Source organism: Corynebacterium sp. 51B, from assembly GCF_008930785.1.
Taxonomy (GTDB): Bacteria; Actinomycetota; Actinomycetes; order Mycobacteriales; family Mycobacteriaceae; genus Corynebacterium; species Corynebacterium megadyptis.
Window position 1 is genome coordinate 667,253 of record NZ_PQMK01000001.1, and the last position, 13,134, is coordinate 680,386.

The 13,134-nt window shown below is 62.2% G+C and carries 10 protein-coding genes; 3 read left to right on the forward strand and 7 right to left on the reverse strand.

All coding sequences use genetic code 11. The features are described 5' to 3' along the window. Positions 1-89: 89 nt before the first annotated feature. From GBB14_RS02880 to GBB14_RS02900, 5 genes are all read right to left on the reverse strand, one after another. Positions 90-935, reverse strand: coding sequence for a hypothetical protein (locus GBB14_RS02880; protein ID WP_151530019.1), 846 nt, complete (start codon positions 933-935; stop codon positions 90-92). A 149-nt stretch (positions 936-1,084) separates the two neighbouring features. Next, the gene (locus GBB14_RS02885; RefSeq protein WP_151530018.1) at positions 1,085-2,749 is read right to left on the reverse strand and encodes a cation acetate symporter; all 1,665 of its coding nucleotides are present in this window, start codon (positions 2,747-2,749) and stop codon (positions 1,085-1,087) included. 15 nt (positions 2,750-2,764) lie between these two features. Then, positions 2,765-3,127: a DUF485 domain-containing protein gene (locus GBB14_RS02890; RefSeq protein WP_151530017.1), complete on the reverse strand. Its 363-nt coding sequence runs from the start codon at positions 3,125-3,127 to the stop codon at positions 2,765-2,767. Between the two features lie 365 nt (positions 3,128-3,492). Then, the gene (locus GBB14_RS02895; RefSeq protein ID WP_151530016.1) at positions 3,493-5,874 is read right to left on the reverse strand and encodes an HAD-IC family P-type ATPase; all 2,382 of its coding nucleotides are present in this window, start codon (positions 5,872-5,874) and stop codon (positions 3,493-3,495) included. A 101-nt stretch (positions 5,875-5,975) separates the two neighbouring features. Then, on the reverse strand, positions 5,976-6,824 hold the full coding sequence (locus GBB14_RS02900; RefSeq protein WP_151530015.1) for an aldo/keto reductase: 849 nt from the start codon (positions 6,822-6,824) through the stop codon (positions 5,976-5,978). Between the two features lie 162 nt (positions 6,825-6,986). Here GBB14_RS02900 and GBB14_RS02905 point away from each other — a divergent pair, with 162 nt between their 5' ends. The 3 genes from GBB14_RS02905 to GBB14_RS02915 all read left to right on the forward strand — a co-directional run bounded on the left by GBB14_RS02905 (position 6,987) and on the right by GBB14_RS02915 (position 10,885). Further along, positions 6,987-7,904 carry an ABC transporter ATP-binding protein gene (locus tag GBB14_RS02905; RefSeq protein ID WP_151530014.1) on the forward strand — a complete coding sequence of 306 codons (918 nt, stop codon included), beginning with the start codon at positions 6,987-6,989 and terminating at the stop codon, positions 7,902-7,904. Beyond that, positions 7,901-9,067: an ABC transporter permease gene (locus tag GBB14_RS02910; protein ID WP_151530013.1), complete on the forward strand. Its 1,167-nt coding sequence runs from the start codon at positions 7,901-7,903 to the stop codon at positions 9,065-9,067. The genes GBB14_RS02905 and GBB14_RS02910 overlap by 4 nt, the downstream gene beginning before the upstream one ends. Positions 9,068-9,349: 282 nt before the next feature. After that, positions 9,350-10,885 (forward strand): carboxyl transferase domain-containing protein, encoded by a 1,536-nt coding sequence (locus GBB14_RS02915; RefSeq protein ID WP_151530012.1) that lies wholly within the window; start codon positions 9,350-9,352, stop codon positions 10,883-10,885. Positions 10,886-10,992: 107 nt separating this feature from the next. Here GBB14_RS02915 and fkpA read toward each other — a convergent pair whose 3' ends face one another. Next, positions 10,993-11,352 (reverse strand): FKBP-type peptidyl-prolyl cis-trans isomerase FkpA, encoded by a 360-nt coding sequence (gene fkpA / locus GBB14_RS02920; RefSeq protein ID WP_151530011.1) that lies wholly within the window; start codon positions 11,350-11,352, stop codon positions 10,993-10,995. Positions 11,353-11,687: 335 nt separating this feature from the next. Continuing rightward, positions 11,688-12,989, reverse strand: a complete 1,302-nt coding sequence (locus tag GBB14_RS02925) for a citrate synthase (RefSeq protein WP_192796203.1) — start codon at positions 12,987-12,989, stop codon at positions 11,688-11,690. Positions 12,990-13,134: the final 145 nt, after the last annotated feature.

Genomic DNA, 13,134 nt, shown 5'->3' on the forward strand with positions numbered 1-13,134 from the left:
CTGCGGTATCCGCATGCGAATGTCACAGGATATACAACCGACAGGGGTTTTCGCTTATCGACGCTTTCCCCTGCCTTTCCCCCGCCCTGCTAGGTATCCGCGGATTGCTCGGGAACGAGCTCCGCGAGCTGCTGGTTGGCGAGGTCGGTGAGATCCTCGGCGGAGCCGGCAATGGCCGCGGCAGCCACATAGTCCGCACCGAAGGTAACGGAGGAGTGTAGCGTGCGGCTATTCGACCATCCCCACTTCGATCCCTCCGCACCGGGGAGGGTGCTGGTGCCGAAGTTCTGCTTATAGCCATCCGCGGCCACCGGCTTCGCTGTGCGCATGGCGCGCAGAAGCGGCGAGTTCGGATCCTCCTCGAGTTTCTGGGCGAGGAAGAAACACATGTCATAGGTGGAGGTCACGCTGTAGCCCCACTTGGAGTTTGCGCGGGTGGACTGCAAGTCATAGCGGGTGGCGGTTGTGTCGATGGCCTCCGGATAGGACTCATAGAGCGCGGCGGCGATGCTATCGCTGGAATCGCGCACCATGGTCAGCGCCTGCTTTCTTTCCGTGGCGCTACCGTGGTCGAGCACATAATCCGCGATGTAGAGCTTGATCAGGCTGAGCGCGGGGCGCGCGAAGCGCTCATTGGCGGTGCCGTGGTGCTCGCCATCGGAGAGCCGCACGAAGCTCACCTGCGAACCGGCCGCATGGGTGCCAAAGACATCATTGTCCAGCGGCAGTGGCGCCGGCTCCACGGGGTAGCGATAGATAGGCGCCGTAGGCGCAGCTGGAGCGGTGGGCTCGGTGGCATAGTGCAGCGGCTCTGGGCTGCGTGCCACCCCCACCGAGGGAAGCAGGAAGAGGGCGCCGACGAGAAAGAACGCTGGTGCAAGCACCAGCGCTCGAGACCACGATGCGGGGCGTGAGCCGTGGGAAGTCGACGACATGGGGGCCATTCTAAGAAACCCCAGCGCATACCTACAAATACTGCTGACACGACGACAGCCCCACACCGAGCACGGACTGTGCTCAGCGCGGGGCTGCAAATCAGCGGTGTGCCGGCAGGCCTCGTTTCACAGAGGCTGCGGTAGGAATCTTAGTGATCCACTGGGGCTTCGACGCCCACACCGGTGAGGGAACGAACTTCCATCTCTGCCTGGAGGTCTTCCATATTGTCCGACTTACCCAAGTAGGTGCCGATGATGCCGGCAAGGAAGGCGGCCGGGATGGAGACCAGACCCGGGCTCGTCAGCGGGAACCACGACCAGTCTGCATCGGGGAACATTGCGCTCGGGGCACCGGAGACCGCTGGGGAGAAGAAGATCAGTACCAGCGTAGCAATCAGACCGGTGTAGATGGAGGCGCAGGCGCCCACGGTGTTGAAGCGCTTCCAGTACAGCGAGTACAGAATGGTCGGCAGGTTCGCCGAGGCGGCGACCGCGAAGGCCAGGGAGACCAGGAAGGCCACGTTCTGGTTCATCGCGAGGATACCCAGCACGATGGACAGGGCACCGATGACCACCACGGTGATACGAGAGACGCGCACCTGCTCGGCCTCGGTGGATTCACCATTGCGGATCACCGAGTGATAGATGTCGTGCGCCACCGAAGCGGAGGCGGTAATAGCCAGACCAGCGACCACAGCCAACACGGTAGCGAAGGCCACAGCGGCGATGGCTGCCATGAACAGCGGTCCAGCCAACTCCAGCGCCAGCAGCGGTGCGGCGGCATTGGCGCCACCCGGGGCATTGAGGATCCGGTCCGGGCCCACCAGTGCGGCAGCGGCGTAGCCGAGCACCAGAGTCATCAGGTAGAAGGAACCGATGAGCACGATAGCCCAGGTCACGGACTTACGAGCTTCCCGTGCGGTCGGCACGGTGTAGAAGCGCATGAGCACGTGCGGTAGACCAGCGGTACCCAGCACCAGCGCCAAGCCCAAGGAGAGGAAGTCCAGCTTGGTGGTGATGGAGCCACCGTACTTCAGACCCGGATCCAAGATCGCGCTGGCTTCATAGCCCTTCGAGGCGAGAAGATCCGAGCTGGCGTGGGCCGCAACAGCGGAATCGAAGAGGTCGGACAGGCCGCCCTTGATGTTGAAGAAGATGAGCACCGTCATGATGCCCACGCCGCTCACCAGCAGCACGGCCTTAATCATCTGCACGTAGGTGGTGCCCTTCATACCGCCGATAAGCACGTAGGCGATCATGATGATGCCCACCACGGCAACCACAACGGCCTGGGCCGTGGGGTCATGGATATCGAGAAGGACGGACACCAGAGAGCCGGCGCCTGCCATCTGAGCGATGAGATAAAACAGCGACACGAACATGGTGCCGAAGGCCGCGGCGAGGCGCACGGGGCGCTGACGCAGACGGAAAGAGAGCACATCGGCCATGGTGAAGCGGCCGGTGTTACGCAGTGGCTCGGCCACCAGCAGCAGGGCGATCAGCCATGCCACGAAGAAGCCGATGGAATAGAGGAAGCCGTCGTAGCCGGAGATCGCAATCGCGCCCACGATACCGAGGAAGGATGCGGCGGAGAGGTAATCGCCGGCGATGGCGAGACCATTCTGGGTACCGGAGAAGCTCGCGCCACCGGTGTAGAAGTCGCTGGCTTCCTTCGTGGTTCGACCGGCCTTCACCACCACGGTCATGGTGACCACGATGAAGAGTGCGAAGATTCCGATGTTCAGAATCGGGTTGCCAGTACTAGTTGCTTCTGCTGCGAGATTGGACTCGCTCGCTAAATAAGTGATGTTCATTTAATCTTCGCCTCCTTAGCCTTCCATGAGTTGACGAATATGAGCGGCCTTCGGCTCGATGTTCTTATTCGCGTAGCGCACGTAGATCCACGTGATCAAGAACGTGGTGAAGAACTGAAGTGCGCCGAGAACGATGCCGAGATTCACCGCTCCATACACCTTCACGGCCAAGAGACTGGGAGCATAGGTGGCCAGCAGCACAAAGGCGACGTACCACACGAGGAAGGCTACGGACATGGGGAAAGCGAAGGACCGGAAGGTAGAGCGCAGCTCTTGAAACTCCGGGTTCTTCTGCATCTCGCGGAACTCCTGCGCGGTGGGTTCGTGCTTTCTCCGAGGCTGTTGAGCCTCCGGTGGTGGTGGTGCAGTATTAGTCATGCTTTTTCCTATCTAGCGTCTAGCGCAAGCGATGATGAAGCTCGATGCTTTCTTTCAGCGCTCTCTCAGATTTGAACGCCCTAGCAAACAAATTACCTAGCTCACATTGCAATGTGTGATCTACGAATCATTTTTTATCTACAGAGCGCTGAATCACTGCCCCCACTACCGAATTACCTGCACCAAGAAAGGTCCTACCACCACCCCCGATAAGGCGGACAGGATCCTTCTGTTAAGTTTGCGAACCTTTAGATTGCGAGCTTCGCTAGCTTTTCACGCGCACACAGAGAGGCTGCCGCGCCGCGACAGCCTCAGGTAAATGTGATGTTTCTTCAGCTTAAGCCGGTTTTCTGGAGTTCCGGAGGTCAGTGACGCTCGCGATCACGCTGTGCCTCACGCCGCGAGGCCGCCTGATTCACCCGCCACAGCAGCTCCACCAGCACGGCCCCAGCAACGCCGACCGCCACGGATTGCAGGAATAGTGGCGAGAGATGGGCGTCGAGAAGCAAAATATGGGCGCTGAAGGGCACGGCAAAAAGCGCCACATAGGCCAAGCCGGAGACCCCGATGAGCAGCATCTTCCACCAGTTCAGCGGGCGTGAAACCACCACGAGCACCCACCAGGCCATGATGAGCAGAGCGGCCAGCGCCGCGGTGGCCTCGTGCTGATCCACCCCAGAGCCATGCGGCGAAGAAGAAATCAGCATCCACCACAAGGACACTCCGAGCCCGATGACCACCCCGGAGGGCATGGCCAGACGCAGCACTCGGCTTACGAAGCCGGGCCGGGCGCGCTCGTGGTTGGGCGCCAGGGAGAGGATGAAGGCGGGAATACCAATGGTGAACCAGCCGATCATGGTCACATGGATGGGTTGGAAGGGGTACACAACGCCGAATATGCCGGTGACCAGCGCCAAGATTACGGAGTAGACCGTCTTTGTGAGGAAGAGATTGGCCACGCGCTCGATATTGCCAATCACCCGGCGCCCCTCGGCCACCACATGCGGCAGCGTGGAAAAGCGATTATCCAGCAATACCAGCTGGGCCACCGAGCGGGCCGCCGGCGATCCCGACCCCATGGCGATACCAATGGAGGCTTCCTTCAACGCCAGCACATCGTTCACGCCATCGCCCGTCATCGCGACCGTGTGCCCGGATTCCTTGAGCGCGAGCACCATCTGCTTTTTCATCTCTGGAGTCACGCGGCCGAACACGCGGCCGCGCTCCACGGCCGCCCGAAACTCCTCGGGGTCAGTGGGAAGCTCGCGGGCATCGATTGCCTCGGTCGAGATACCCAGGGACCGGGCCACCGCCCCCACCGATACCGCGTTATCGCCCGAGATGATCTTCAGCTGCACCTTTTCTTTGGCGAAGTAATCGAGGGTGGCGCGGGCCTCGGGGCGAATCACCTGCTCCAGAATCACCAAGGCATGAGGCTCGAACTCCGCCTCTGTTTTCCTCCCGAGCAAGAGCACGCGCTGGCCGAGCTGCATATGCTCATCGGCTGCGCGCGACTCGGGAGCCAGCACATCGGGTGCTCCCAGCAGCCAGCACTCGCCGGAGGCCAGCTCCACACCCGAGTACTTCTTGGTGGAATCGAAAGCGATATGCTCACTCACCTGCGGCAGCGGGCTGGGCTCTCCCGGCGCGTCGGCGCGGGAGTGCTGCAGCGCCTCGGCGATGGCCTGCATGGTGTCATTGGGGCGTTTATCGGCCTTGGCCATCGCGAGCATCGTGGCCTCATACTCGGCCGCGGGGCGGCGTCGTCTAGCATCCGCCACCACATCAAGGCCGGTATAGCCCATGCGGTTTTCCGTGAGCGTGCCGGTTTTATCCGCGCACACCACATCCACCCGCGCCAAACCTTCGATGGCGGGCAGCTCATTCACCAGCGCTTGGCGCTTGCCTAAGCGCACCACGCCGACGGCAAAGGCAATCGAGGTCATCAGCACGAGCCCCTCGGGCACCATCGGCACCAACGCCGCCACCATCGCCAGCAGGGACTCGCGCAATGGATTGCCGGTACGCACCAGCTGGGTGTAGATCGCGAGCAGCCCCGTGGGAATAAGCAGCCACGTGATGATCCGCAGGATCTTGTTGATCCCGTTTTGCAGCTCGGAGTCGGTGAGGGTGAAACGCCCAGCGTCGCGTATCAGCTTGGTGGCATAGGCATCCTCGCCGATGCCGGTGGCCTGGAAGGTGCCAAAGCCTGCGGCCACAAAGGAACCGGAGTAGAGCGGATCGCCCACGGATTTCTTGATCGGCTCGGACTCGCCGGTGAGCATCGATTCATTGATCTCCAGCCCCTCAGAGCTGCGCACCACGCCGTCCACCACCAGCTGATCGCCGGCACCAATATCGATGAGATCGTCGAGCACAATAGAATCGCGCGGGATCTCGGCCGTGGCCCCATCGCGGATCACCTTCGGATCCTCTTCGCCGAGGATCGTCAGCCGGTCCAAGGTGCGCTTGGCCCGCAGCTCCTGAATGATGCCAATGCTCGAGTTGGCGATAATGAGCAGACCGAAGGCGCCATTAATAAAGGAACCCGTGGTCGCCACAATAACGAAGAGCACCCCGAGGATGGCGTTGATCCGGGTGAACACATTGGAATAAATAATGTCGCGGGTGCGCCGGCCGGTGCGCCGCAGCGTCACGTTCACCTGGCCGCGCTCGCACCGCTCGACCACCTGCGCCGAGGTCAAGCCTGCGGCGGGAGTGATTGCCCGTGTGGTGTCTACCTCCATGAGCTCCGTAGTCTACCCCCTGTGCTCAGCGTAACTGCTCTGCGTGAGGGCCCAAGACGGGGATTCACAGCGCTTTCCCAGCTGCGCCCAGCTGGAGGCGCTTAGCTGAACTCGCGGGGATCGGGCCCCACACGGCCGGCGCCCTCGCCCTGATCCATGGCGGTGATCCGCCGCAGTTCCTCCCCGCTGAGGGTGAAGGAGAAGACATCGATATTCTCCCAAATCCGCTCGGGCGTGCGCGAGCGCGGAATCACGATGCGGTCCTGCTGCAGGCTCCAGCGCAGCGCCACCTGGGCAGGGCTGACCCCATGGTGCTCGGCGATCTCTCCCAAGATGGGATGACTGAGGATCTCGCCCTGGCCCAGCGGCGACCAGCACTCAGTAACGATGCCGTGGTGGTGGTGATAGTCCACGAGCTGGTGCTGCGAGAACCCGGGGTGGAGCTCGATCTGATTGATCGCGGGAGTAATGCCGGTATCGGCGATGATGCTGTCGAGAGTCTCCTCATAGAAGTTGCAGACGCCCACGGTCTGTACCCTCCCCAGCCCTTGGAGCTGGGCAATCGCCTCGAAGCTGGCGCGGTAGGTGTCTTTATCGGCGCAGGGCCAGTGCACCATGTACATATCGAGATAGTCGAGGCCGAGTCGCTGCAGACTTTGGTTGAAGGCCTCCCCTGTTTCCTCAAAGCCCTGCTGGTTATTCCACACCTTCGACACCACGAAGAGCTCATCGCGTTCCACATCACCGGCGGCAATCGCTGCGCGTAGGGCCGCACCTACCGCCTCCTCATTCTTATAGATCGCCGCACAATCAAAGTGGCGATACCCTGCCTCGATAGCAGTGCGGATGACTGTGTCGCATTCATCCGGGTCGATCTTCCACAAGCCCAGACCGAGCTGCGGGATAGGGGTGGCGTCGTTGAGAGTGATGGCGGGAACGCAAGTAGACATAGTTTCCATTGTGCCCCTGTCCCGCGCCAAGGGCTATAGCCACTACCTAGTCGTCCACCATGGCAGGTTTCCAACCCGTCATTTAAGGTATACCTACGTGATTGTTGAAAAAATGTCCATGCGTGAGTTCACACCACGGCTATGAGGGAAGAACACCAGAGTATGCACGACACCACACTCCACATAGATGGATTGACCAAGCGCTATGGCGATGTCGTAGCGCTGCAGGACATGAGTTTTTCCGTCGCCCCAGGCGAGATCTACGGCTTTGTCGGCTCCAACGGCGCTGGCAAGACCACCACGATGCGCATCGCTCTTGGCGTGCTCACCGCCGATTCTGGCGAGGTGCGCTTGGGTTCACGGACCGTCGACGACGCCCTGCGCCGCAGCTTTGGCTACATGCCCGAGGAACGCGGGCTCTACCCCAAGCAAAAGGTGGCAGAGCAGCTGCACTATTTCGCACGACTGCACGGGCTCGATGCTGCCGCCGCCAAACGCAATACCGCCGAGCTGCTCGAGCGGCTGGGTCTCAGTGATCGCGCGAAGGACAAATTGGAGCAGCTGTCTTTGGGTAATCAGCAGCGGGTGCAGCTCGCCGCGGCGCTGGTCTTTGATCCGCAGGTGCTGATCCTCGACGAGCCTTTTAGCGGCCTCGACCCCGTGGCCGTTGAGGTGATGTCCAACTCGCTGCGGGAACGCGCCCAGCAGGGCATTCCGGTGGTGTTTTCTTCGCACCAGCTGGATCTGGTGCAGCGTTTGTGTGATCGCGTGGGCATCATCAGCGGTGGCCGCATGATGGCTCAAGGTAGCGTCGATGAGCTGCGGCATTCTGGGCCGGTGCTCTATGAGATCACCAGCCCGTCCACCACCGCGTGGTGGGAGGGGCTCGCCGGTGTGGAGCTCGTGGAACGCCACCATGAGACGGTTGTGCTGTCGATCTCCGAAGAGACCACACACAGCACTGGCGGCTTCGATGATCAGGAGCTGCTCCGTGCGGCGCTGGCCGCCGGCCCCGTGCACCACTTTGGCCGTCGCCTGCCCTCACTCACCGCGCTCTTCCAGGAGGTTGTGTCGCAATGAATTCCTATTCCGCTTTCTCCACGATCGGACTCGTGATCAGGCGCGAGGCAGCGAAACTGCTGAAATCAAAGAGCCTGTGGGTCATGCTCGGCTTGATGCTCGCCATTTCGGTGGTGGGCGGAGTTGTGGGTTATATCAATTCCGACGATGAGGACACCGCCTCTGATTCTCCGGTAGTTGCCGTGTTGGGCGAAGATCCCAGTATCCCTGACCGCGCCAGCGCCGAGGAGGCACTGCGGGCCTCCGATGAAGAGGACAATGCCCCGCGTCTTGATGCCGTGGTGGTTCCCGCGGAGTCCGGCTCGGAGCTGCTCTACACCGGGGAGCTTCCCACCGGGCTGCTGGAGCAGCTCAACGCCACTCGCGCCGAGGCGTTTTTAGAATCCCAAGGCATCGACCCCGCAGCCATGGCCGCCACCCAGCTCATCCCGGTGCAGGTCGGCGACGGCGACGCGGGATTTTTTGGCGATCCCGACACCTTGGGTAACCGAGTGGTCGCGCTCGTAGGCGTTTTTCTTCTCGTCCTCGCTATTTTGATGTTTGCCGCCATGATCGGCACCGCCGTGATGGAAGAAAAAAGCTCGCGCGTCATCGAGATTATTCTGGCCACGGTGCGCCCCCTCGATTTCCTCTGGGGCAAGGTGCTGGGTATCGGGCTCGTCGCCTTAGGCATGGTCACGGTGCTCTTTTCCGCCGGTATCGGCGCCGTGTGGGCCGCGGGGCTGACGGATGACCTCGACTTCGACCCCTCGATCATTCCCATTCTCGTGCTCTTCTTCATCCTCGGTTTCATCTTCTTCGGCCTGGTCTACGCCGCCGCAGGATCGCTGGTATCGAGCATGGAGGACTACCAGTCGGCCCAGCTACCCGCGCTGCTGCTGGCCTTGGCTATGACGTACACCCCCATGTTCGGCTTTTCCAAGCTGGACAGCACGTTCATGGAGATCGCGACCTGGATTCCGCCCTTCTCGGTGGGCCTCGCCCCACTGCAATACGCCGCGGGTAACCTTTCCGCGCTGCAGCTGGCGGCCAGTGCCCTAGTGCTGGTGCTCACCACCTTCGCCGTCAGCTGGCTCACCTCCCGGATCTACCGCAACTCGGTGCTGCACTCCGGCAGCGCCATCTCGTGGCTCAGCGCAGTCAAAAACGTGCGTTCGGCCTAGCCGGCACACGCTTATCGACGCCGACCTCCCCGCCTCGTCGCGGTGGCGGTCGGCGTCGTCCGCATGCGGCGGGCACACCTTGCGGTGTGATCATTGTGGCCTCCAGCTACGGCCCTCTCAGCGCCCCGCTGATACTGCGTGCACAGCCTCGATGCTGCCATCGCAGTCCCGCGCAGCCTGCTGCCACCACACCCGCACGTGGGTGTAACTCGGCGGCCTAGCGCAGGATTTTTTGCTTCATTGGACCCCGCTTTGGGGTGCGTGCGGATAAGCTCACCCAGTATGGGACATACGAGCGCGCAGCAGCTGATTGATGAAGTACTCGATCCCGATTCTTTCCAGAATTGGGGCACCACGCCGAACTACGGCGATATCGACGATGCCTATAAGGATTCGCTAGCGCGGGCCCGCGAGAAATCCGGGGTAGACGAGGCCGTGATCATCGGGGAGGGCAGGGTCGCCGGTCACCGCGTGGCCTGCGTGCTCGGAGAGTTCCGTTTCCTCGGCGGCTCGATCGGCGCCGCCACGGCTCGCCGCATCATCGACGGCATCCACCGCGCCACCGCGGAAAATCTGCCGCTACTGATCTCCCCTTCCTCCGGTGGCACCCGCATGCAGGAAGGCACCCCTGCATTCTCTTTGATGGTCTCCATCACCACCGCTGTGTATCGCCACAAGGACAAGCACCTGCCCTTCTTGGTGTATCTGCGCAATCCCACCACTGGCGGCGTGATGGCCTCCTGGGGGTCGGCCGGTAACCTCACCTTCGCCGAGCCAGGGGCACTCCTCGGTTTCTTAGGCCCGCGCGTGGTCGAGCTGACCACCGGCAAGCCCATGCCGCCTGGGGTGCAGACTGGGGAGAACCTCGCCACCCACGGCGTGATCGACGGCGTGATTAACCCCGCGGAGCTCCGCGCGAGCGTGATCAAGCTCGTCACCACCCTCACCCCTGATCCGCAGCAGCACGCCCCCGCCCGCCCGGAGTATCTCATCACCGCCGAGCAGGGCTATGAACCGGAGCATTCGGCTTGGGATTCGATTGTGGCTACCCGCCGCAGCGATCGCCCCGGCCTGCGGGATGTGCTCGCGGTGCTCGCCGATAGCTATATCGAGCTCAATGGCACCGGCGATGGCCGCCACTCCCCTGCCGTGCAGGTAGGCATCGCCACGCTCGGCGGCCGCCCCGTGGTGATCATGGGCCAAGACCGGCACGCCCAGCCGCCGCACGCCGTCAGCGAGCTCGGCCCCGCAGCGCTGCGCTTCGCCCGCCGCGGCATCCAGCTGGCGCATGAGCTCAATATTCCTTTGATTTCCTTCATCGACACTCCCGGCGCGGAGCTCTCCCGCGAAGCCGAGGAGGCGGGTATGGCTGGTTCCATCTCCCGAACCTTGAATGAGCTGGTCAGCGTGGACGTGCCCACGGTGTCCGTGATTCTGGGCCAGGGTTGTGGCGGCGGCGCGCTGGCGATGCTGCCCTCTGATGCGGTGATCAGCGCCGAGCATGGCTGGCTCTCCCCGCTGCCGCCCGAAGGAGCCTCGGCGATCATCTACCGCGATGTGCACCACGCGGCCGAGATGATGGATGCCCAGGACGTCAGCGCGGTGTGTCTCATGAACGCCGGTATTGTCTCCGGCATTGTTCCCGAGGGGCCAGATGGTGCTGCGGGCGGGGACGCCGCCGACAACCCCGAGGAGTTCATCACCCGCATCTTGGAGGCGGTCGATTACACGCTGTGGAACCTAGAGCACAACGTGAAGCTGGTCGGCCGCGAGCACCGCTTCCAAGGCTATGAGAAGCTCGCCGAGATGCAGCCTTAAGCTCGGCGCACCCCGATCGCACATAAACACCGCCGCGGATACTCTCGCCCCGCGAGGAGAGAACAGTATCCGCGGCGGTGTTGTACTCTTTCGTGCCGTGGTGGTGATTAGCCGACAGAGAGCAGGTCAATCACGAACACCAAGGTTCGGCCGGAGAGCGGGTGACCGCCACCGGCGGGGCCATAGGCGGCCTCCGGCGGGATGGTGAGCTGGCGACGGCCGCCCACCTTCATCCCGGGGATGCCCTCCTGCCAGCCGGCGATGAGGCCGGACAGCGGAAATTCGATAGCCTGGCCACGATCCCACGAGGAGTCGAACTCCTCACCGGTCTCGAAATCGACGCCCACGTAGTGAACCTCCACCAGGCCGCCCGGCTGAGCCTCTTCGCCATCGCCGACCACGAGGTCCTCGATCACGATGTCCTCAGGTGCAGGCCCCTGTTGAACGTCAATCTGTGGCTTGTCCATGAATTCACTCCTGTTACATATGTATGTGCACTCGCGCCCAGACACACGTGCCGCACCCGACGGTGCGTGCCCGCGTGAGCGGTGGGGCGGCAGGCCGCGCACAATGAGTGGCCTCGCCCCCGCTTGCATGCCAGCAGCGAGCGGATGACCGCACGCCTGATGGCAGCCTCTCGGGCTGGGTTACGCACCCAGTGTACCTAAGAAATAACTCAACCCCGAATAATTTCTTGCCGTGGAGGCGCCCCGCGGCGCCCTCCCGCGAGCATGAGAAACCGCCGCCCTTCGGGTGAAGGACGGCGGTGACTGGCGCTTAAATAGCGCGGTAATGCGGGTTATTAGCCGCGCTCAGAGCGGGGCACGAACTCACGCAGCGGCTGGCCGGTGTAGACCTGACGCGGGCGGTAGATCTTGGAGGCCGGGTTCTCCACGAGCTCGCGGTACTGGGCGATCCAGCCGGGCAGACGGCCCATGGCGAAGAGGACGGTGAAGAAGTCCGTCGGGAAGCCCATGGCGCGGTAGATGAGGCCGGTGTAGAAGTCCACGTTCGGGTAGAGCTTGCGGGAGATGAAGTAATCGTCGTTGAGGGCGATCTCCTCCAGCTTCATGGCCAGCTCAAGTGCCTCGTCTCCGCCGGTCTTCTCCAGCAGCTCGTGGGCGGTGTCCTTGATGATGGCGGCGCGCGGGTCGTAGTTCTTGTACACGCGGTGGCCGAAGCCCATCAGGCGGACGCCCTTTTCCTTGTTCTTCACGCGGTTCATGAAGTCGGTAGCGTCGCCGCCATTGTTCTCCTTGATGTCATCGAGCATCTCGAGAACAGCCTGGTTGGCGCCGCCGTGCAGCGGGCCGGACAGAGCGTTGATACCAGCGGCCACGGAGACGAACATATTGGACTGCGCGGAGGCCACCATACGCACGGTGGAGGTGGAGCAGTTCTGCTCGTGATCGGCGTGCAGGATCAGCAGCTGATCCAGGGCCTTGACCATGAGCGGGTCGATCTCGTAGGGCTCGGTGGGGAAGCCGAACATCATGCGCAGGAAGTTAGCGCGGGCGTTGAGCGAGTTGTCCGGGTACATATACGGCTGACCGTGGCGGGCGCGGTGAGCATAGGCAGCCAGCATCGGCACCTTAGCCATGAGGCGCACGGTGGCCTTATCGAGGTGATCCTCGTTCAGCGGGTCGAGCTCATCCTGGTAATAGGTGGAGAGGATGTTAAGGGAGGAGGCCAGCACTGCCATCGGGTGGGCGTTGCGCGGGAAGACGTTAAATTGCGCCTTGAAGTCCTCGTCCAGCAGGGTGTGGTGACGAATGTCGTCATTGAACTTAGCCAGCTGCTCCCGGGTGGGAAGCTCGCCGTGAATCAGCAGGTAGGACACCTCGTTGAAGGTGGCCTTGGCGGCCAGATCCTCGATGGCGTAGCCGCGGTAGCGCAGAATGCCCTCGGCGCCATCGATGTAGGTGATGTCAGAGGCGGTGGAACCGGTAGACACATAGCCCGGGTCATAGGTGACCAGGCCGGTCTCCTGCAGCATCTTACCGAGAACAACACCGTCGTTGCCCTCGGTGGCCTTGATGATGTCCATCTCGAATTCACCACCGGGGTAGTGAAGAACGGCCTTTTCCTTGTTTTCTGTAGCCACAGTATCCCTTTCAATTAAGTTGATATATCGCACCGGCCGCGATCGATAATGGGCGCTGGCTCTCTCCTCATATTAGGAGGTTAAAGAGTGATGCTCGGCGTGTGCGGATAATTGTCGACGCTCGGAACCGAGCATCCTCCGCCTC